Genomic DNA, 20,002 nt, shown 5'->3' on the forward strand with positions numbered 1-20,002 from the left:
GCGTCAGGCAGCCTCGGGAGGCGTCGAATCGGAATCGTCATGATGACGCTCCAGCGCCACCTGACGGATCGACAGGCGAATCTCAGCCGGTAGCACGCGCTTGGCCGCGCCCTCGGCCAGTTCCGCGAGCTTTTCGTGATAGCCGAGCCGGCCGTTTTCGTCCGGGCTGACCACGCCCTGTTCCTGCATGCTCTGGATGAAATGGCGGAACAGCGCCTTGTCGAAGAACTCCGGCGCGTTGAGCCCATGCAGGATCGACAGGCGCTGGGCCATGACCGTGCAGAGGTTTTCCAGCTCCTCGGCGCTCAGGCTGTGCTGGCCACTGTTGAGCAGCAGCGAGGTGGCCATGTAGAAGCGCTGCAGGGTCTGCACCACGACGCGAGCGAGAAGGGTGAGCAGGACGAACTGCCGCGAGCTCGGGGCCGGGCGCACGTAGTGGTTGCCGTCCACCTTGAGCAGGCCGCGCTCGACGAAGGCCGCCAGCCACTGGTCGACCACGGCTTCCAGTTCCTCGACTTCCCAGCGCATGAACAGCTCGGCACGCAGGTACGGGTACAGCGCCTCGGTGAAGCGCTGGATCTGCTCGCGGCTGATGCGCGAGCTGCTCTGGAAGAAGCTCGCCAGCAGTGCCGGCAACGCGAAGATGTGCATCACGTTGTTGCGGTAGTAGGTCATCAGGACGGCGTTCTGCTCGTCCAGATAGAGGATGTTACCCAGCGCGTCCTTCTGTTCGGCGAGCAGGTCGAGGCTCTTCACGTACGCGATCAGCGCGTTGCCGTCGCCTTCCGGCAGCGTGGTGTGCGGCGAGTAGGGCACCGCACGTAACAGCGCCTGATAGAGATCGAGAATCCGCGCCAGGGACTGCTGGTCCAGGGCCTGGCGGCTGGTGGAGAGCATCGCCAGCGCCACCAGGTTGACCGGGTTGACCGCCGCCGCCTCGTTCAGGCGCTGGGCGATGCGCTCGGCCAGGCGATTGGTGGCGTCGTTCAGCCATTCGGGACGGTAGTCCGGCGTGTAGGTCTGCTGGCGCCAGCCGGGCTGCTCTTGGTCGAGGAATTCGTTGAGCTTGAGCGGTTCGCCGAAGTTGACCCAGACCTGGCCGAAGCGCTGCTTGAGCGCACCGATGACCTTGAAGATATCGAAGATCGATTCCTTCTTCTTCGCCGCGCCGCGCAGTTCACCCAGGTAGGTGCGGCCTTCCAGCACGCGCTCGTAGCCGATGTAGACCGGCACGAAGAGGATCGGCAGGCGTGACGAGCGCACGTAGCTGCGCAGGGTCAGGGCCAGCATGCCGGTCTTGGGTTGCAGCATGCGGCCGGTGCGCGAACGGCCGCCCTCGACGAAGTACTCGACGGGGAAGCCGCGGGTGAACAGGTTGTGCAGGTATTCGTTGAAAACCGAGGTGTACAGCGGGTTGCCCTTGAACGAGCGGCGCATGAAGAAGGCGCCACCGCGGCGCAGCAGGCTGCCGATCACCGGCATGTTGAGGTTGATGCCGGCGGCAATGTGCGGCGGCGTCAGGCCGTTGCGGAACAGCAGGTAGGACAGCAGCAGGTAGTCGATATGGCTGCGATGGCAGGGGACGTAGATCACCTCGTAGCCGCGCACGGCTTCCTGCAGTGGCTCGATATGGTTGACGCGGATGCCGTCGTAGATCTTGTTCCAGAACCAGGACAGCACCACTTCGAGGAAGCGCACGGCAGTGTAGGCGTAGTCCGAGGCCACCTCGTTGCCGTAGCGCAGCGCCCTGGCTTCGGCCCGTTCGATGGAAATGTTCTCGCGCTCGGCCTCGCCGCGAATCGCCTGCCGGACCTGCGGTGCGTGCACCAGGCCCTTCACCAGATTGCGCCGGTGCGACAGGTCGGGGCCGATCACGGCGGTCTTCTGGTTGCGGAAGTGCACGCGCAGCATGCGATGGACCATGCGCAGGGTGCGCTCGTGGCCCTTGTTCAGGGCGATCAGCTCGTTGAGCTGGATCGGTGCGGAGAACTGCACGCGGGTCTTGCGCCCCAGCACCAGAATGCTGAGTAGCTTGCGCAGGCGCCCGGTAACCGCCCAGCTGTCGGCGAACAGCAGCTTCCAGGCGCTGGTCTCGCGATTCGGCGACTGCCCCCAGAACACGCTGACCGGGATGATCTGCGCGTTTTCCACCGCGTTGTGCTCCAGTGCGCCGACCAGCCGGACCAGCGTTGGCGGCGCCACCAGACGCGTGCGTCGGCCAAACCAGCTTGTTGCCGGATTGAGAAAGAAGAACGCGGCCGGCTCGGCGTGGTCGCCCACCGCCACATCGGCCACCGGGCGTGGCAGCCCGGCCTTGCTGCACTCGACGTCCAGCACCGCGAGATCGCTCAGCGAGGGTTGCTGCAGCGCGTAGAACACCGGCTTGCTGCGGTCCAGCTTGAGGGTGAAGGCAGACTGGTTGATGGTCTCCGAGCGCACCCAGAAGTACAGCACGCGGCGCAATACGGAGAAGATCAGACGGCGAAGGGGGGAGCGAGTCATACGGCAGATTCGGCTATGGAAGGGGCAATGCCCTCGAAGGCGGCAAGTGTGCCGCAAGCGGGGAGGGCGGGCAAAACTCTCTGCCGGCGAACCGCCAGCGATTGGCAGGGCTACTCGACGCCCGGATTCTCTGCGCAGACCTAACGCGGACACTGGAGTGTGAGGCGTAAATGGGGCGATAGGATGCGCTGTTTGAGGCTGCGCCTATCGTGCCGATAGGGAAATTCCATACGCGCCATTTCAGCCGCAGTCTGGGTAGCTGGAAGCCGCTTGGTTGCTGCGCTGGCGCCGCTTTCAGCCTCGTTCCTGCAGCCCTGAAAACGCCGTTCTGGCCTTTTGTTCGTTCATGAGCTCGGTGCTAGGTTGTTTCAAACGGCGCCTGATCGCGTCATCGACAACCGTGAGGAGCAGAACATGAACGAAGAGACTGGCGAAAAGACGGGTGGTGGTGGCATTGAAGAATATCCGTAGGGTGGGGATGAGGGTCCGGCTATGCGCGTGCCGTTCTAACAGGGTTTCCAGCGAAGTCCAGCCAATCGTGAATGAACGGTCATTCAGCTGCAGCCAACTGCGCCGCAAAGCGTTCGCGATCCAGTCGATACAGGCAGTGCCGGCGAAGCGGATGGCCGACGGGAACTCCTGGATGCTCGAACTCCTCCGTTTCACGCATGCCGAGACGGGCCATCACGGCGCGTGAACGTCGATTCTCGATAGTAGTGAAGGATACGATTTCGGAAAGATCGAGCGTGCCGAACCCTGTCTTTAGCGCGACCCACGCCGCTTCGCTGGCCAATCCTGGCCCCAGTAATCAGCCGCCAGGCGCCAACCTATTTCCACACACGGCGAGAACGGCAAGGTTGCCGACGGCGTATGCAGACCGACGAAGCCGATGAATGCGCCGCTGGCTTTCAGCTCGACGGCCCAGAACCCCCAGCCGCGTTCTTCGATCAGCGCCTGGCAGCGGTCAGCCATCGCATCGCTCTCGGCCCGACTGAGCAGGGCGGGGAAGTGCCGCATGACCCTGGGGTCCGCATTCATCGTGGCGAACGGTGCGCGATCGGCTGGCTTCCATTGCCGCAGAAGCAGGCGCTTTGTCTGAAGGTCGCTCATATCTGTTATCACAGGCCGTTCAATCCAGGGGTGTTCGCACCTTCCGCACGCTATCGGCGGCGTTCAGCAGATGCCTGGCGACCGCTTCATAGGCGGGCAAGGAAGTAGGGTCATTTGCCGCGTTGCTCGCCACTGGATGGCTGGCGAACCGTGCGATCACCATCTCCGCCAGCGGATCTACATAAAGCGCTTGTCCGTGGACCCCGCGGGCCATGAAAGCGCCATGCTCGTTATGGCTGACCCACCACATGTTGCGGTAGCTCCAGCCGGGTAGCAGTCGATAACCGGCTTTCGCAAAGTCGTCTCGATTTGCTCCACCACGGATATCTGCCACGACTTCCGGCGGCAGAATCTGAGTGCCGTTGTATCGACCTTCGTTACGCATCATTTCGCCAAAGCGCACAAGGTCGCGCAGGCTGGCATTCAGGCCGCCACCGGCAAACGGCGTACCGATGGAGTCTACCGACATGTAGGCATCCTGTTCCGCGCCCAATCGACTCCAAATGTGCTCCGACAACAGCTGTGCGACGTTCCGCCCGCTCACTCGCGCGATTACCCAGCCCAGAGCGTCGGAATTTGCGGTGCGGTAATGAAAGGCCTCGCCATGACGACCTTCCGGTTTGACCGTTTGCAGAAATTCGTAATAGGTCCGTGGCCCCTGGTAATCAGCGGGTTTCGGCAGCGGATTGCCGGCGGCTGCGTGCGCCCATACTTCGGCCTTGGGGTCCGCATAATCCTCGCTGAAGTGAATGCCGGTGGTCATATCCATCAGCTGTCGTACGCTGGCATCGGCAAAACCCGACGCTGCCAGCTCGGGAACGTAATCTGCGACCAGACGTTGGGGATCCAGCTTTTCTTCGGCCACAAGAAGCGCCGCCAATGTACCGGTGAAGGTTTTCGTAATCGACATGGCAGCATGCTGTCCTTCCGGCTTCAATACGCCGAAATAGCGCTCGTACACCAATTTCCCTCGGTGGAGGATGATGATGCCGTCGGTGTAGTTGGCTTGCAGCGATTGCTGCCAGGTCATTGGCTCGCCCCCACCAAGAGGGACGAATGTCAGCGCATCGATCTCGTTGCTTGGCTGGTGCTCGAGTAGTGAAGACTCACCTAGGCCGCGTGAGACATTGACGGTAGGCATCAGCTGTCGAAAGTTGGCGACGCTCCAGCGCATCTGCGGGAAGCGAAAATAACTGCCATCCTCGAAGCGCAGGATTCGATCAGTCGGTGGCGGCGAGCCAACCATCCATCCCATTGTCGCTGGATCACTGGTTTGTGCGTCTGGAAACTCCGCAGGCTCACTGGCGTACGCTGAGCACGCCATGGCGCCAAACAAACAGCAGAGATGTACTTTCGCTAGCTCTCTGGACCTGCGTAGTTTCATGGTTTGTCCTTGCTAATGGCTTGGCGTGTCGCGGCATGCCGGCCTGGAAGTCTCTCAATCTCTGCCGGCATTTTGGGCGTCTGCGATCCGTGCGGCATGGCCTTATAGCGAATTGCGCGCAGAGCGGTGATGAACAGCGTAGTCCTCTCAGTCTAGGGACTGGTTGCATTCGTCGGGTTGCTGTTCTTATAGTGCCGCCGGCATTTTTGCAGGACCTGGCTCGGGTCGCGCGGCGGCACGCCAGGGCCTTTGGTGCACTGGTGAGAGTCCATGATCGAAATAAGCAACCTGACCAAGCGTTTTGCCCAGCACACCGCGGTCGACGACCTGTCATTCCAGGTCCAGCGCGGCGAGGTGCTGGGATTTCTCGGCCCGAATGGTGCCGGCAAGTCCACCACTATGAAGATGCTGACCGGCTTTCTCGCGCCGACGTCGGGCACGGCGAGTATCCTCGGCCACGACATTCGCACCCAGACGCTGCAGGCCCAGCGGCAGATCGGTTATCTGCCCGAAGGCGCGCCCTGCTACGGCGACATGACGGTGCGCGGTTTTCTCGAGTTCATCGCTGAAGTCCGCGGCTTCCGTGGGACGGACAAGCGCCAGCGGGTCGAAGCCGCGGTCGCCCAGGTGGAGCTGGAGAACGTGCTGGGGCAGTCCATCGAGACGCTGTCCAAGGGCTTCAAGCGTCGCGTCGGCCTGGCCCAGGCGATCCTGCACGATCCGCAGGTGCTGATTCTCGACGAGCCCACCGATGGCCTCGATCCGAACCAGAAACACCAGGTGCGTCAGCTGATCCAGGGGCTGGCGCAGGACAAGATTGTCATCATCTCCACGCATATCCTCGAAGAGGTCAGTGCGGTCTGCACCCGCGCGGTGGTCATCGCCCAGGGCCGACTGGTGGCCGACAGCACGCCGCTGGAGCTGGAGAGCCGGTCGAAATATCACCAGGCCGTCACGCTGGTCAGCGACGGTCCGCTGGACGACGTTGCCCTGGCCGCGTTGCCCGGCGTGGCCGGTGTCGAATTCAACGAGCCCGAGCACAGCCTGACGTTGCTGGCGCAGCCGGGGCAGGTGATTTTCCCTCAGGTCAGTGCGCTGATCGCCCAGCATGGCTGGGTGGTGAAGGAGCTGGACGTGGAACGCGGCCGGTTGGATGAGGTGTTCCGTAACCTGACTCGCGGGGAGTCGCTATGACCCAGTTGCCGGTTATCTTCAAGCGCGAGCTGGGCAGCTATTTCGCCACGCCGCTGGCCTACGTGTTCATTGTGATCTTCCTGGTGCTCTCCGGGGTGTTCACCTTCTACCTGGGCGGTTTCTACGAGCGCGGCCAGGCCGACCTCACGCCGTTCTTCAGCTTCCATACCTGGCTGTACCTGTTCCTGGTGCCGGCGATCGCCATGCGCCTGTGGGCGGAGGAGCGCAAGTCCGGCTCGATCGAGCTCTTGATGACGCTGCCGATCACCCGCTTCGAGGCGGTTACCGGCAAGTTCCTCGCCGCCTGGGTATTCGCTGGCATCGCGCTGCTGCTGACCTTCCCGATGGTCATCACCGTCAATTACCTGGGTGAGCCGGACAATGGCGTGATCGTCGCCGGTTATCTCGGCAGCTGGCTGCTGGCCGGCGCCTTCCTGGCCATTGGCTCGTGCATGTCGGCGCTGGCGAAAAACCAAGTGATCGCCTTCATCCTCTCGGTGGTGGTGTGCTTCCTGTTCATCGTCAGCGGCCTGCCGATGGTGCTGGATGCCTTCGCCTGGGCGCCGCAGTGGCTGATCGACGCGGTGGCTTCGCTGAGCTTCCTGATCCGTTTCGACTCCATCAGCAAGGGCGTGATCGACCTGCGTGATTTGCTGTATTTCGTCACGCTGATCGTCGCCTGGCTGGCGGCCACCGCCGTGGTCGTCGACCTGAAGAAAGCCGCCTGAGGAGTCACCATGAAACGAGTCATCTATTCCGGTGCCGGGCTGCTGCTGATCGCGCTGGCAGTCCTGCTGTTCAATGGGCTGACCGGCACGCTGCTGACCAATGCCCGGCTGGACCTGACCGAGCAGAAGCTCTACACCATCTCCGAGGGTACCGAGCGCATCCTCGAGGGGCTGCAGTCACCCATCGAGCTGCATTTCTTCTATTCGGACGAGACCGCCAAGGACCTGGTCGCGCTGCGCAACTACGCGCGTCGGGTCGAGGAGATGCTGCGTGCCTATCAGCGCGCCTCTGGCGGCAAGCTCAAGCTGCACGTGATCGATCCGCAGCCGTTCTCCGAGGAAGAAGACCGCGCCGCCGAGTTCGGCCTGCAGGCGGTACCGCTCAACCAGGGCGGTGACAAGGTCTACTTCGGGCTGGCCGGCACCAATGCGGAGGGCAATACGCAGATCATCCCGTTCTTCCCGCTGGATCAGGAGGAGTTTCTCGAGTACGAGGTCAGCCGCCTGGTTCAGAGCCTGGCGACTGCCGAGCTGCCGGTGGTGGGTGTGCTTTCCGGCCTGCAGCTGACCGGCGGCTTCGACATGCGCACGCAGCAGGCGACGCCGCCGTGGATGGTGCTGGAGGAAGTCCGCCAGCTGTTCCATATCGAGAGCCTGCAGCGCGATGTCGATCTGATCCCCACCAATGTATCGGTGCTGCTGCTGATCCATCCGAAGGATCTGCCCGAGCAGACGCTGTTCGCCATCGACCAGTTCGTCCTGCGCGGCGGCAAGCTCCTGGTGTTCCTCGATCCGCACAGCGAGATCGATCCGGGCATGGGCATCGGTCCGGGCGAGTTCGGCGAGGAGCGGGTCTCTGACCTGGAACCGCTGTTCAGGGCCTGGGGCGTACGTATGGTGCCGAAGAAGGCGGTCGCCGATGCCGCTTACGGCATGTCGGTGGGCATGGGCGCCGAGCGTCGGCCGGTGCGGCATGCCGGTTGGCTGAGCCTGCCGCGCAACGCGCTGGATCAGGATGACGTGACCACCGCCGCGCTGGAAAACATCACCATCGCCAGTGCCGGCATTCTGGAGCCGCTGGAGGACGCGACGACGCGCTTCACGCCGCTGTTCGGCAGTTCCGACTACGCCATGCCGGTGGAGGCCGAGCGCTTCGCCACGCTGGACAACCCGGAAACCCTGCTGCTTGGCCTCGAGCCGACCGGCGAGCGCTACACCCTGGCGGCGCGCATCCAGGGGCCGGCGAAAACTGCCTTTCCGGACGGCATCGAAGGCCGTGAAGAGGGCATCAAGGAAAGCCAGAACATCAACGTGATCGCCGTCGCCGATACCGATCTGCTGAGTGATCGCATGTGGGTGCAGGTGCAGGACTTCTTCGGCCAGCGCGTTCCGCAGCCGTGGGCGGACAACGGCGCGTTCGTGATCAATGCGCTGGACAACCTTTCCGGCACCGATGCGCTGATCAGCGTGCGTTCGCGTGGTCGCTTCACCCGCCCGTTCGTGATGGTAGAAACCTTGCAGCGCGAGGCCGAGGATCGTTTCCGCGAGAAGGAAGAAGTGCTGCAGCAGCGCCTGGCTGATACCGAGCAGCAACTGGCCGAGCTGCAGAGTCCGGACCCGGAGCATGCGCTGGAGCTGACGGCTGAGCAGGAGCAGGCGTTGCGTCAGTTCCAGCAGGAGAAGGTGCGTATCCGCAAGGAGTTGCGTGAGGTGCGTTATCAGCTCAATGCCGATATCGAAGCGTTGGGGCGTACGCTGAAGTTCGCCAACATCGCTCTGGTGCCCTTGCTGCTGACCCTGGGCGTGCTCGCCCTGTGGCTATGGCGACGCCGCCGGAGCGCCTGAACAGAGCACCCGTTCCGGCATTGGCCGGGGCGGGCGAGGGTGTCAAATCCGCAGCGGAAAAAAGAGGCTGACAGCGAAAATCGTTGTTTTATACTCCGGCAACGGTCGCGTTCGAGTCGCATTTGCGCCGGAGCCGAATGCACGAAGGCCTGACCGTCGACCCCTCTTCCGAGGAATAACAAAAAGCGAGTTGGAGAAGTGGTAATGGCTGAGCGCGAGACCGGAACCGTCAAGTGGTTCAACGATGCAAAAGGCTATGGATTCATCCAGCGGGGTAATGGCGCCGACGTGTTCGTGCATTACCGCGCGATCCGTGGCGACGGCCACCGCTCGCTGGCCGAAGGGCAGCAGGTGGAGTTTTCGGTAACCCAGGGCCAGAAGGGCCTGCAGGCCGAAGACGTCGCCGGCGTGTAACTTCGGTTGCGCAATGACAAAGCCCGTCCAAGTGACGGGCTTTGTTTTGCTATCCGGTGGTTTCGGTCCACCACGGATGAGCGATACGGCCGATGCCGATCAGCCGGTCCGCCAGACGATTTCCTCTTCACCGTCATCGCTGATGCGGATCCAGCGGTCGGCCTCTTCAACGGCTTCCTCTTCCTGCCAGCCGCCCGGCGCGCAGCGGATTTCCACACCCAAAGCCTGATACGCCGCGCGGGCGCAGGCGAGGTCATCGTCCCAGGGGGTGGCATCGCTTTCCAGCAGCAGACAATGCCATTTGCCCACCGCCTTCGGCAGCCAGGTCACCGGAATGCCGGCGGCGCTGCACTTGAAGGTCTGGCCTTTCTGTTGCCAGGCGGAACATGAGCCAATGGCTTGGGCCAGCCACTCGCCGACGGCCTCCTGACTGGCATCCCTGAGGTAGATCTCGATATCGGGTTGACGCATGGGCGACTGCCTTATGTGGTGGTGCGAGGTTTTGGTCGTAGGCAAATATACGAACGCTAGGGCGTGCGTTCGATCCAGTCGTAGCGTATCGCAACCCGCACGCTGAGGTGACTGTCGATCACGGCGGCGCGGCGCTCGGCGCTGGCGCGCCAGCCGTGCGGGGTCATCGCCAGCAGGTCGGCACGGGCCTGGGCGTTGTCCAGCTGCAGCTCGTAGCTGAGGGTTTCGCTGTGGGCCAGGCGCATGCCTTCGGGAATCAGCGACAGGTGCTTCTCGTCATCGTAGTCGCGTACCTCGTCGTAGAGCCGGGCGCGTAGCTCCCACAGGTGCTCGCGGGTCGGTCCCATGCGCAGCAGTCCGCCGCCGGGTGCGAGCAGGCGTCGCGCCTCCTGCCAGTCCAGTGGGCTGAACACGCTGGCGAGCAGGTCGCAGCTGGCATCGGCCAGCGGCACGCGGGCCATGCTCGCCACCAGCCATTCCAGTTGCGGCGCGCGTTTGCAGGCACGCTTGACCGCTTCGCGGGAGATGTCCAGTGCATAGCCTTCGGCGTCCGGTAGTGCCTCGGCCAGCTGGGCGGTGTAGTAGCCCTCGCCACAGCCGATGTCCAGCCAGCGCTGCGGCGCGCGTTCGGCGGCCAGCTCGGCGAGGCGTCGGGCCAGCGGCGCATAGTGGCCGCCGTCGAGAAAGCGTCGCCGTGCTTCGACCATGGCCTGGTTGTCGCCCGGATCGCGGCTGTTCTTGTGCTGCACCGGGAGCAGGTTCAGGTAACCCTGACGCGCGCGGTCGAAACGGTGGTTGGCCGCGCAGACCACACCGTTGTCGAGCGCGCTCAGCGGCGCCTGGCAGATCGGGCAGATCAGCATGCGAGCAGGTTCACCAGGGTCTGGTAGTAGATCTCGGTCAGCAGGTCGAGATCGCTGGCCAGGATGTGTTCGTCAACCTGGTGGATGGTCGCGTTGACCGGGCCGAGCTCGACCACCTGGGTGCCGAGGGTGGCGATAAAGCGCCCGTCCGAGGTACCGCCGCTGGTGGACGGCGTGGTCTCACGGCCGGTGACGCTGCGGATTGCCTTGGCCACGCCGTCGAGCAGCGCGCCCGGTTCGGTGAGGAACGGCAGGCCGGACAGTGCCCAGTCCACGTTCCAGTCCAGATCGTGCTTGTCGAGAATCGCGGCGGTGCGCTGCTTGAGCTGTTCGACGGTGGATTCGGTGGAGAAGCGGAAGTTGAACACCGCTTCCAGCGTGCCGGGAATGACGTTGGTGGCGCCGGTGCCGGCGTTCAGGTTGGAGATCTGGAAGCTGGTCGGCGGGAAGAAGGCATTGCCGTCGTCCCAGTGCTCGGCGGCCAATTCCGCTAGCGCAGGCGCGGCCAGGTGGATGGGGTTCTTCGCCAGATGCGGATAGGCCACATGGCCCTGCTGGCCGCGTACGGTGAGGGTGCCGCCGAGTGAGCCGCGGCGGCCATTCTTCACCACGTCACCTACCAAGGCGGTGCTCGACGGTTCGCCGACGATGCACCAGTCCAGGCGCTGGCCACGCTCGCGCAGGCGCTCGACGACGGCCTTGGTGCCGTGGTGCGCAGGGCCTTCTTCATCACTGGTGATGAGAAAGGCGATCTGCCCCTTGTGATTCGGGTGATCGGCGGTGAAGCGCTCCACTGCCACGACCATCGCCGCCAGGCTGCCTTTCATATCTGCCGCGCCGCGGCCGTGGAGCATGCCCTGCTCGTCGATGCGCGCACTGAACGGCGGATTCTGCCAGGCCTGCAGCGGGCCCGTAGGGACCACGTCAGTGTGGCCGGCGAAGCACAGCACCGGGCCTTCGTTGCCGCGAATGGCCCAGAAGTTCTCCACGTCCTCGATATGCATCGGCTCGATGGCGAAGCCGCAGGCCGCCAGGCGCTGGCTCATCAGCTGCTGGCAGCCTTCATCCAGCGGCGTCACCGAAGGGCGATTGATCAGCTCGCAGGCGAGTTCGAGCGTCGGGGAGAGGGCAGGCGCGGTCATCAGGGCTCCGGTGCGGCGGGGAAAGGGCGCCATATTAAAGCAAAGGCGCGGTTACGGTGACGGCTGGATGCAGTGGTCGTGGCGTCATGAGGTCTTATAATCGCCAGGTTTTTTCCGGGGAGTCGGCATGTCTATCGATGATCAGCGTTTCGGCGGTATTGCCCGCCTGTATGGCCGCGTCGGCCTCGAGCGGCTGGCGGCTGCGCATGTGGCGGTGGTCGGCATCGGTGGCGTCGGCTCGTGGGCGGCCGAGGCGCTGGCGCGCAGCGGGGTAGGCGAGATCAGCCTGTTCGACCTGGACGATGTGTGCATCACCAATACCAATCGGCAGATTCACGCCCTCAATGGCGCAGTGGGCAAAGCCAAGGTCGACGAGATGGCCGCACGTATTCGCGCCATCAACCCGGCCTGCCAGATTCATGCAGTGGCGGATTTCGTCACCCGCGAAACCATGGCCGAATACATCACCGAAGACATGGACTGCGTCATCGACTGCATCGACAGCGTGCCGGCCAAGGCGGCGCTGATCGCCTGGTGCAAGCGCCGCAAGATCCAGATCATCACCACCGGCGGCGCCGGCGGGCAGGTCGATCCGACACAGATCCAGGTCACTGATCTGAACAAGACCTTCAACGATCCGCTGGCGGCAAAGGTGCGCTCGCTGCTGCGTCGCGAATACAACTTCTCGCGCACGCCGGGGCGCACCTACAGCGTGCCCTGTGTGTTCTCCACGGAGCAGTTGCGCTACCCGAAGCCGGACGGCGGCGTGTGCCAGAGCAAGAGCTTCGTTGGTGAGGGGGTCAAGCTCGACTGCGCCGGAGGCTTCGGCGCGGTGACCATGGTGACCGCCAGTTTCGGCATGGTTGCAGCCGCCAGGGCCGTCGACAAGCTGGTCGCCGGAGCCCGTCGCCCCAGCGAGCGCAACGTTCGCAGCTGACGAAAAAGTGCCGCAGCCGCTCTGTGATGCGGCTCCACGGAAAGTTCCGTTGTCACGAAAGCTTTACATATCAGCCATTTGGCTGACATACGCCGTCGCCAAGATTCCCCCCAACACAAAGAGCCCATCTCGTGTGTTTCCGACGCTAAACATAAAGGGGAATTTTGGATGATCCGTAAGCACTTCGCCGGTTTCGCTGCCAGCGCTCTGGCTCTGGCCGTTTCCGCCCAGGCTTTCGCCGGTACCGTCACCACCGACGGCGCCGATCTCGTTATCAAGACCAAGGGCGGCCTGGAGGTCGGAACCACCGACAAGGAGTTCTCGTTCAAGATCAATGGCCGCCTGCAGGCTGATGCCGATAGCTTCGATGGTTTCTACACCCAGAACGGCGAGCGCGCAGATGAGACCTACTTCCGTCGTGCGCGTCTGGAGATTTCCGGTGTTGCCTTCACCGATTGGGGCTACACCTTCCACCGCAACTTTGGCGACGATTCCAGCGATTGGCAAGAGCTGGCCATCCACTACAACGGCTGGAAGCCGGTCCAGGTTTCGATTGGCCGTATCAACCCGACCTTCGGCCTGGAAGAAGCCGTCAGCTCCAAGTGGATCACCGCCATCGAGCGCTCGGCGATCTATGACCTGGCGCCCTGGCTGAACGACCACGAAGACGGCGAAGGCATCCGCGTGCGTACCACTGTCGGCATGTTCCACGGCGAGGCCGGTGCCTATCGTCAGGATGGTGGCGACGGCGTCGACATGCTCGAGGACGAAGATGGCGCCAACAACACCAGCTTCGTGCTGCGTGGCGTGATCGCCCCGATCGTCGAGAAGGACCAGGTGCTGCACTTGGGCGCGAGCTTCGGTCAGCGTGACCTGGAAGAAGGTTACCTGGAACGCATTCGTCCGCGCCTGTCCGTGCGTGGCACCACCGAAGACAGTGCCAACGGCAACCGCGCCACCTTCGGCGGCACTCGCACCGACGGCACCGATCAGGCCTGGGGCCTGGAGGCGGCCTACATGATCGGCCCGTTCTCGGTGCAGGGCGAATACCTGACCCGTACCGTCGACGCCATGGAAGGTTTCGAAGACCTCGAAGCCACCGGCTACAACGTCCAGCTGGCGTACACCCTCACCGGTGAGTCGCGCTCCTACAAGCTCGATGGCGGCAAGTTCGACAAGATCAAGCCGGAGAACAAGCAGATCGGTGCCTGGGAAGTTTTCTACCGCTTCGACGACATCACCGTCGATGAAACCGGTGTTGCACCGAGCGGTTATGTCGGTGCCCTGGATAGCGCAGAAGCTGGTGCGAAGACCCACACCATCGGTGTCAACTGGTACGCCAACGAGTCGGTCAAGCTCTCGGCCAACTACCTGAAGACCAGCGTGGACGACGTGGTCAACGCCAATGGCGACGACGATGGCGACGCCATCAGCCTGCGCGCCCAGTACGTGTTCTAAAACATCACCTCATCCGTGATGCTCCATTTGAGCCCCGCCTTGGCGGGGCTTTTTTTCGCCTGCGGGACAGGCCAGACTGCGCGCATGCCTATCCAGACCCTGTACCGCCTCGCCGAACTGCCTCCCGCCGAATGGGATGCGCTACTGAGCGATGATCAGCCCTTCCTTCGTCACGCCTTCCTCTGCGCGCTGGAAGACAGCGGCAGCGTGGGTGGGCGTAGCGGCTGGCAACCTGCCCATCTCCTGCTGCGCGACCCGCAGGGCGCGTTGCAGGCAGCCTTGCCGCTGTATCGCAAGTTTCATTCGTACGGCGAGTACGTGTTCGATTGGGCGTGGGCGGATGCCTGCCAGCGGGCCGGCATCGCCTACTACCCCAAGCTGCTTTGTGCAGTGCCCTTTACCCCGGTCGCCGGCAGTCGCCTGCTGGGCGACGTACAGGCGGCCGGTGAGCTGCTCGATGTACTCTCCGCTGGCCTTGAAAGGCAGGAGCTGTCGGGGCTCCACGTGAATTTCAGCGAGCCGCGGGCCGATCAGCTGCTGGCGGGGCGGGATGGCTGGCTGGAGCGCATCGGCTGCCAGTTTCATTGGCACAACCGTGGTTACCGCGATTTTCAGGACTTTCTCGATGCACTGACCTCGCGCAAGCGCAAGCAGTTGCGCAAGGAACGCGAACAGGTGGCGGGGCAGGGCATCAGCTTCGAGTGGCGCGATGGGCATGAGCTCAGCGAGGCGGAATGGGATTTCGTCTATGCCTGCTACGCCAACACCTATCAGGTCCGCGGTCAGACGCCCTATCTGACTCGGCAATTCTTCAGCCTGCTGGCCGAGCGCATGCCGCAGGCGATTCGCGTGGTGCTGGCGTTACAGGGCTCGAGGCCGGTGGCGATGGCCTTCAGCCTGCGCAGTGCGTCTGGCCTGTACGGCCGTTACTGGGGCTGCCTGGCAGAGTTCGACCGTCTGCACTTCGAGACCTGTTTTTACCAGGGCATCGACCAGGCCATCGCGGACGGCCTGCAGCGCTTCGATGCCGGCGCGCAGGGCGAGCACAAGCTGATCCGGGGCTTCGAGCCGGTGATCACGCGCTCCTGGCATTACCTGCAGCACCCCGGTTTGCGCGCCGCGGTAGCGGATTTCCTCCAGCAGGAACGTGCGGGGGTGCTGGCGTACGCCGAGGCGGCGCGCCAGGCGCTGCCGTACCGGCAGGCCGGCAGCTAGTCGTTTGTCTCAGGCGTGGGAGGCGGCGCTGTTCTCCTCGTGGATCAGCAGCATGCGTTGCAGTTCGCTACGCAGCAGCGGGTCCTGGCATCCCGGCAGGTACTCGCGCAGTTTGCGGATCACCCACTGCTGACCCCTGTCGATGAAGGGCAGACGCTCGTCCAGCGATTCGATAGCCATCGCCTTGCCGTAGAAGGCGCCGGTTTCCTTGTTGGGTTCCAGCCCCAGATGCTGCAGGCAGTTGAGCAGCAACTTGCAGCTTTCGATTTCGCCCTGGCGGACCTGCTCGAGCAGTTGCCGTTGCTCCGGTGTGCAGGGTTGTTGCAACGAGTCGCCGGCCACCTTGGCCCCGGCGCGCTCCGCGCTGAGCAGGTCCTGCAGCAGCTGGGCTTCGCCTTCCGGAGTGTTCAGTGGGCTTTGTGGTTCGGTCATGTCGCGATCTCCTGTCGGTTGAGGGTTTCTCACGCTGGCGGCAGCCGGGTATGTGCCGGCAGAAATGAAAAGGGCCGGTGAACCGGCCCCTCGGGGATCAGAGTTTCTTCGCGGTGATGATCTTCACCGGGGTCAGCGGCACGTTCTGCATCATGGCGCGGTTGCCGGTGGGCACCTGGGCGATCTGGTCGACCACCTCCATGCCGCGTACGACCTTGGCGAACACCGCGTAGCCAAAGTCGCGGCCACCGTGATCGAGGAAATCGTTGTCGCGATGGTTGATGAAGAACTGACTGGTAGCCGAATTCACGTTCTGGGTCCGGGCCATTGCGACGGTGCCGCGCACGTTGTGCAGCCCATTGTCCGCCTCGTTCTTGATCGGGGCCTTGGTCGGCTTCTGGTTCAGGCCTTCGCCGAAGCCGCCGCCCTGGACCATGAACCCGGGAATGACGCGGTGGAACACGGTGCCGTCATAAAAGCCGCTGTCGACGTAGCCGAGGAAGTTCTCGACGCTGATCGGTGCCTTTTCCGCTTCGAGCTCCAGCTCGATCTCGCCCAGGCTGGTGGTCAGCAGTACGCGAGGGTTTTCCGCGGCGAACAGGTTGCCGGCCAGCAGAACGGTACAGGCGGCGAGGGCAATGCGTTTCAACATGATGTCTTTCCTGATGTTGGGGAAGCTGTCAGCCGGCCAGTGGAGTGGCCTGGCCAGCATCGTACGTCTTGATCAGCTCGATGAGAATCCGGGTAGCCGGCCCGAGCGGTCTGTCGTGGTTAGTGTAGAGATAGAACAGTGGCCGGCGAATACTGCCTTGGACCAGTGGCAGCGGCTTGAGTATGCCCTCGGCCAGTTCGCGCCCGATCAGATGCCGGGGCAGCCAGGCGAAGCCCAGACCGCTGCTGACGAAGGCCACGGACGTCGCCAGGCTGCCCACCGTCCAGCGCTGTTCGGCACCCAGCCATCCGGCATCACGAGGTTGGCGCAGGCCTGTATCACGCACCACGATCTGCATCTGGCTCTGCAGGTCCTGCACGCTGAGCTTGCGTCCGAGCTGGTGAAGGGCATGGTTGGCGTGTGCCACGGCGACGAACTCCACGGTACTGAGCTCGCTGCCCAGATAGCCGGTGATGTCCAGGCCGCTGATGGCGAGGTCCGCGGTGCCGTCCTTGAGCACTTCCTCGACCCCGGAGAGCACTTCCTCGCGCAGGCGCACCCGGCAGCCGCGGCTCTTCGGCATGAATTCGGTGAGGGCCTGTATCAGCTTGGCGCTGGGGTAGGCGGCATCGACAACCAGGCGCACCTCGGCTTCCCAGCCTTGTTCCATGTGGTGCGCCAGTTCTTCCAGCTGACTGGCCTGTGTGACCAGCTGTCGCGACCGGCGCAGCAGCACTTCTCCTGCCTCGGTCAGCACTGCCTTGCGCCCGTCTATGCGCAATAGCGGCACGCCCAGTTGTTCCTGCATGCGTGCCACGGTGTAGCTGACCGAAGACTGCGACCGATGCAGCGCTTCGGCCGCCTGGGCGAAGCCGCCGTGATCGATGACCGCCTGCAGGGTGCGCCACTGATCGAGGGTCACACGGGGCACTTTCATTCCTTCGGTTCCTTTAGCAAGGTCTGTTAGGCTGGCCACTCTGTAGAGGAGCCCAGTCAAAATGAAAACAATCGGTTACCTACTCGTCGCCTTGCTGCCACTCACGGCCAATGCGGTCACTTATCCGGTAGACGTCGAGCAGCAGCTCAACGGCGCGGAGATCACCGTCACCCCGCAGACTATTGATCGTGACCTCGCCGGGCTACTGCTGCTCAACTATGGGGGCACGGCTGCGGTGTGTACCGCCGTGTTCCAGAACGGCCCGGAAGCGCCGCGCACGCGACGCACGGAGTTGCAACCAGGTGAGCGCAAGGCACTGACGTCCAAGTTCAAGCGCGACGTGATTCGCCTGCGCATCAAGTTGACCTGCCAGCCAGAGTAGGACGCTAGGCTGCCCTCATCGCGCGGGCTGCCTGAACGCGAACCGATCAATCCAGTATGTTCTCGAGTATTTCGTAAACGATGCCCGTGGCGATGGCGACCAGAACCACGTCGCGGCCGATCTGTTTCCACTCGTAGCCTTCGTAGCGCGGCAGGTGTCCCAGCAGGCGGCTGTCCATGTTCTTGGCGATGCCCGGCGGTAGCGGCTTGCCGCGCGCCAGATTCTTCTGGATGCCCGGTGGCAGAGACGAGACCGGCGCTAGCAGATCGCGATGACTACGCAGGGTGATGCGGACCGAACCGATGTCCACCGACGGACCCTGGTAGCGATGCGGCTGCTGTGCCGAAGGCTGATGCTGTTGTGCGCGGTCGGGCTTGCCCTTGCCAGGGTGATCACTGTTCGGCTGCGCTGCGCCGGCAGCGGTGTGTAGCGCCAGTGAAAGCGCGCCAGTCAGCAGTACCACTCGCTTTTTGGACATCATGCGAACCTCTTGGGTATTAAGCCGCTTCTATTTCCTCAGCTTAGCCTGTGTTTGCCTGGGAAAACATGGCGACCGTTACAGAACGCGCCTTTGCCCGGCAGACGAGTTACCCTATGCCATTGTTTTTTTCGACCTCCGAGGTAGCTCCCTTGTTTGACCAATTCGCCCTGCACGAACGCCTGCTAAAGGCTGTCGCCGAACTCAAATTCGTCGAGCCGACTCCAGTGCAGGTGGCGGCCATTCCGCCGGCGCTGGAAGGGCGTGACCTGCGGGTGACGGCACAGACTGGCAGCGGCAAGACCGCCGCCTTCGTACTGCCGATGCTCAATCGGCTGATTGGCGATGCCGTGGTGCGCACCGATGTTCGGGCGCTGATTCTGTTGCCGACCCGAGAGCTGGCGCAGCAGACGCTGAAGGAGGTCGAGCGTTTCTCGCAATTCACCTTCATCAAGTCGGCGATGATTACCGGGGGCGAGGACTTCAAGGTCCAGGCCGCAGTCATGCGCAAGGTGCCGGACATCCTCATCGGCACGCCTGGGCGCATGATCGAGCACCTGAATGCCGGCACGCTGGTCCTCAAGGATGTCGAGATGCTGATCCTCGACGAAGCCGACCGCATGCTCGACATGGGCTTTGCCGAGGATGTGCAGCGTCTGGTCGGCGAGTGCGCCAAACGCCAGCAGACGCTGCTGTTTTCCGCGACCAGTGGCGGCGCCGCGCTGCGCGAGATGACCGCCAGCGTGCTGCGCGATCCGCTGCACCTGCAGCTCAACCGCGTCAGCGAACTCAACGAAGGCACGCGCCAGCAGATCATCACTGCCGAAAACACCGAACATAAGGAAAAGTTGGTGCACTGGCTGCTCGCCAACGAGGCGTACAAGAAGGCAGTGATCTTCACCAACACCCGCGTACAGGCCGACCGCCTCTACGGCCGGCTCGTTGCCGAGGGCGTGAAGGCGTTTGTGCTGCATGGCGACAAGGACCAGAAAGACCGCAAGCTGGCGATCGACCGGGTCAAGGAAGGTGGCGTCAAGGTGCTGGTAGCGACCGACGTGGCGGCGCGCGGGCTGGATATCGAAGGGCTGGATCTGGTGATCAACTTCGACATGCCGCGCTCGGGCGACGAGTACGTGCACCGTATCGGTCGTACAGGGCGCGCCGGTGGCGAAGGGCTGGCGATCTCGCTGATCTGCCACAACGACTGGAACCTGATGTCGAGCATCGAGCGTTATCTCAAGCAGCGTTTCGAGCGGCGGGTGATCAAGGGGCTGAAAGGCAGCTACATGGGCCCGAAGAACCTGAAAGCCTCGGGCAAGGCAGCTGGCACCAAGAAGAAAAAGATCGAGAAGAAGAAAGGCACCGAGAAGAAAGCCAAACCCGCCGGCAAGCGCCCGAACGGCGCCAAGCGCGAGTCACCGCCGCCGGTGGTGAGCCAGGATGGCATGGCGCCGCTCAAGCGCAAGAAGCCGACGGCCGAGTAACCGTCGGCCTTCAGCCTCAGCGCTGCGCGTCGGCCGGTGGGATGTCGGCCTCGCGCTCCGCTTCCTCGATCTGCGTCAGACGCTTGTCATAGGCCTCGCACTCATCGCCCAACTGGTCGGCGGTGCGCTTGGCTTCCATCTGGCGAATCTCCTCATTGATTTCCTTGGCGCGCTCCGGATTGCTCTTGGTGAGCTGATTCACGCGTTCGGCCAGCTGTTCGGCCTTGGCATTCACTTCGTCCGGGGTGCACGCGGCGTGCACGGTCGGGCTGGCCAGTGCGGCAGCGGTCAGGGCAATCATCAGCAATTTCATGGCTCGCTCCTCGTTCAATCGGTCTGAACGGTGGATCGCAGCGCAGCCGCTTTAGTTCAGA

19 protein-coding genes and 1 pseudogene are annotated in these 20,002 nt (G+C 63.3%); 9 read left to right on the forward strand and 11 right to left on the reverse strand.

What is annotated here, in order from left to right:
- Positions 1-3: 3 nt before the first annotated feature.
- The 3 genes and pseudogenes from plsB to CW305_RS10135 form a co-directional block, all read right to left on the reverse strand.
- The gene (gene plsB / locus CW305_RS10125) at positions 4-2,502 is read right to left on the reverse strand and encodes a glycerol-3-phosphate 1-O-acyltransferase PlsB (protein ID WP_104097814.1); all 2,499 of its coding nucleotides are present in this window, start codon (positions 2,500-2,502) and stop codon (positions 4-6) included.
- Positions 2,503-3,052: 550 nt separating this feature from the next.
- A pseudogene (locus CW305_RS10130) lies at positions 3,053-3,612 on the reverse strand (GNAT family N-acetyltransferase).
- Between the two features lie 19 nt (positions 3,613-3,631).
- Positions 3,632-4,996, reverse strand: a complete 1,365-nt coding sequence (locus CW305_RS10135; RefSeq protein ID WP_104097815.1) for a serine hydrolase domain-containing protein — start codon at positions 4,994-4,996, stop codon at positions 3,632-3,634.
- Between the two features lie 270 nt (positions 4,997-5,266).
- On the opposite strand from CW305_RS10135, the gene CW305_RS10140 reads away from it, so the two are divergent.
- The 4 genes from CW305_RS10140 to CW305_RS10155 all read left to right on the forward strand — a co-directional run bounded on the left by CW305_RS10140 (position 5,267) and on the right by CW305_RS10155 (position 9,177).
- On the forward strand, positions 5,267-6,190 hold the full coding sequence (locus CW305_RS10140) for an ABC transporter ATP-binding protein (protein ID WP_104097816.1): 924 nt from the start codon (positions 5,267-5,269) through the stop codon (positions 6,188-6,190).
- Positions 6,187-6,918, forward strand: a complete 732-nt coding sequence (locus CW305_RS10145) for an ABC transporter permease subunit (RefSeq protein ID WP_104097817.1) — start codon at positions 6,187-6,189, stop codon at positions 6,916-6,918. Before CW305_RS10140 ends, CW305_RS10145 begins: the two co-directional genes overlap by 4 nt.
- Before the next feature lie 9 nt (positions 6,919-6,927).
- Entirely contained in the window at positions 6,928-8,763 is a 1,836-nt protein-coding gene (locus CW305_RS10150) for a GldG family protein (RefSeq protein WP_104097818.1), read from the forward strand.
- 204 nt (positions 8,764-8,967) lie between these two features.
- Positions 8,968-9,177, forward strand: coding sequence for a cold-shock protein (locus CW305_RS10155; protein WP_003283763.1), 210 nt, complete (start codon positions 8,968-8,970; stop codon positions 9,175-9,177).
- A 99-nt stretch (positions 9,178-9,276) separates the two neighbouring features.
- On the opposite strand, the gene CW305_RS10160 is transcribed toward CW305_RS10155, so the two are convergent.
- The 3 genes from CW305_RS10160 to dapE are packed head-to-tail and all read right to left on the reverse strand — an operon-like array spanning position 9,277 to position 11,653.
- Positions 9,277-9,648, reverse strand: a complete 372-nt coding sequence (locus CW305_RS10160; RefSeq protein WP_003303949.1) for a hypothetical protein — start codon at positions 9,646-9,648, stop codon at positions 9,277-9,279.
- Between the two features lie 56 nt (positions 9,649-9,704).
- On the reverse strand, positions 9,705-10,511 hold the full coding sequence (locus tag CW305_RS10165) for a putative RNA methyltransferase (protein ID WP_023447104.1): 807 nt from the start codon (positions 10,509-10,511) through the stop codon (positions 9,705-9,707).
- Entirely contained in the window at positions 10,505-11,653 is a 1,149-nt protein-coding gene (gene dapE, locus CW305_RS10170; RefSeq protein ID WP_104097819.1) for a succinyl-diaminopimelate desuccinylase, read from the reverse strand. The genes CW305_RS10165 and dapE overlap by 7 nt, the downstream gene beginning before the upstream one ends.
- A gap of 127 nt (positions 11,654-11,780) precedes the next feature.
- Between dapE and tcdA the strand changes: the two genes are divergently transcribed.
- The 3 genes from tcdA (at position 11,781) to CW305_RS10185 (ending at position 15,263) form a co-directional block, all read left to right on the forward strand.
- Positions 11,781-12,590: a tRNA cyclic N6-threonylcarbamoyladenosine(37) synthase TcdA gene (tcdA, locus tag CW305_RS10175; protein WP_104097820.1), complete on the forward strand. Its 810-nt coding sequence runs from the start codon at positions 11,781-11,783 to the stop codon at positions 12,588-12,590.
- Positions 12,591-12,758: 168 nt separating this feature from the next.
- Positions 12,759-14,048: an OprO/OprP family phosphate-selective porin gene (locus CW305_RS10180; protein ID WP_104097821.1), complete on the forward strand. Its 1,290-nt coding sequence runs from the start codon at positions 12,759-12,761 to the stop codon at positions 14,046-14,048.
- Between the two features lie 84 nt (positions 14,049-14,132).
- Positions 14,133-15,263 (forward strand): GNAT family N-acetyltransferase, encoded by a 1,131-nt coding sequence (locus CW305_RS10185; RefSeq protein ID WP_104097822.1) that lies wholly within the window; start codon positions 14,133-14,135, stop codon positions 15,261-15,263.
- Between the two features lie 9 nt (positions 15,264-15,272).
- Here the strand turns inward: CW305_RS10185 and CW305_RS10190 are convergent, their stop codons facing one another.
- The 3 genes from CW305_RS10190 to CW305_RS10200 all read right to left on the reverse strand — a co-directional run bounded on the left by CW305_RS10190 (position 15,273) and on the right by CW305_RS10200 (position 17,284).
- Entirely contained in the window at positions 15,273-15,695 is a 423-nt protein-coding gene (locus CW305_RS10190; RefSeq protein ID WP_014820017.1) for a DUF6306 domain-containing protein, read from the reverse strand.
- 97 nt (positions 15,696-15,792) lie between these two features.
- Positions 15,793-16,347, reverse strand: coding sequence for a peptidylprolyl isomerase (locus CW305_RS10195; RefSeq protein WP_003303960.1), 555 nt, complete (start codon positions 16,345-16,347; stop codon positions 15,793-15,795).
- Between the two features lie 28 nt (positions 16,348-16,375).
- Positions 16,376-17,284: a LysR family transcriptional regulator gene (locus CW305_RS10200; RefSeq protein ID WP_014820018.1), complete on the reverse strand. Its 909-nt coding sequence runs from the start codon at positions 17,282-17,284 to the stop codon at positions 16,376-16,378.
- 61 nt (positions 17,285-17,345) lie between these two features.
- Between CW305_RS10200 and CW305_RS10205 the strand changes: the two genes are divergently transcribed.
- Positions 17,346-17,666, forward strand: a complete 321-nt coding sequence (locus CW305_RS10205; protein WP_023447110.1) for a hypothetical protein — start codon at positions 17,346-17,348, stop codon at positions 17,664-17,666.
- A 46-nt stretch (positions 17,667-17,712) separates the two neighbouring features.
- Here the strand turns inward: CW305_RS10205 and CW305_RS10210 are convergent, their stop codons facing one another.
- Positions 17,713-18,147: an anti-virulence regulator CigR family protein gene (locus CW305_RS10210; RefSeq protein ID WP_046621169.1), complete on the reverse strand. Its 435-nt coding sequence runs from the start codon at positions 18,145-18,147 to the stop codon at positions 17,713-17,715.
- A gap of 149 nt (positions 18,148-18,296) precedes the next feature.
- Here CW305_RS10210 and CW305_RS10215 point away from each other — a divergent pair, with 149 nt between their 5' ends.
- A complete protein-coding gene (locus CW305_RS10215; protein WP_104097865.1) occupies positions 18,297-19,628 on the forward strand; it encodes a DEAD/DEAH box helicase in 1,332 nt (443 codons plus the stop codon).
- A 16-nt stretch (positions 19,629-19,644) separates the two neighbouring features.
- Here CW305_RS10215 and CW305_RS10220 read toward each other — a convergent pair whose 3' ends face one another.
- Positions 19,645-19,941 carry a hypothetical protein gene (locus tag CW305_RS10220; RefSeq protein ID WP_046621168.1) on the reverse strand — a complete coding sequence of 99 codons (297 nt, stop codon included), beginning with the start codon at positions 19,939-19,941 and terminating at the stop codon, positions 19,645-19,647.
- Positions 19,942-20,002: the final 61 nt, after the last annotated feature.

The sequence above is a fragment of the Stutzerimonas kunmingensis genome, assembly GCF_002929225.1.
GTDB lineage: Bacteria > Pseudomonadota > Gammaproteobacteria > Pseudomonadales > Pseudomonadaceae > Stutzerimonas.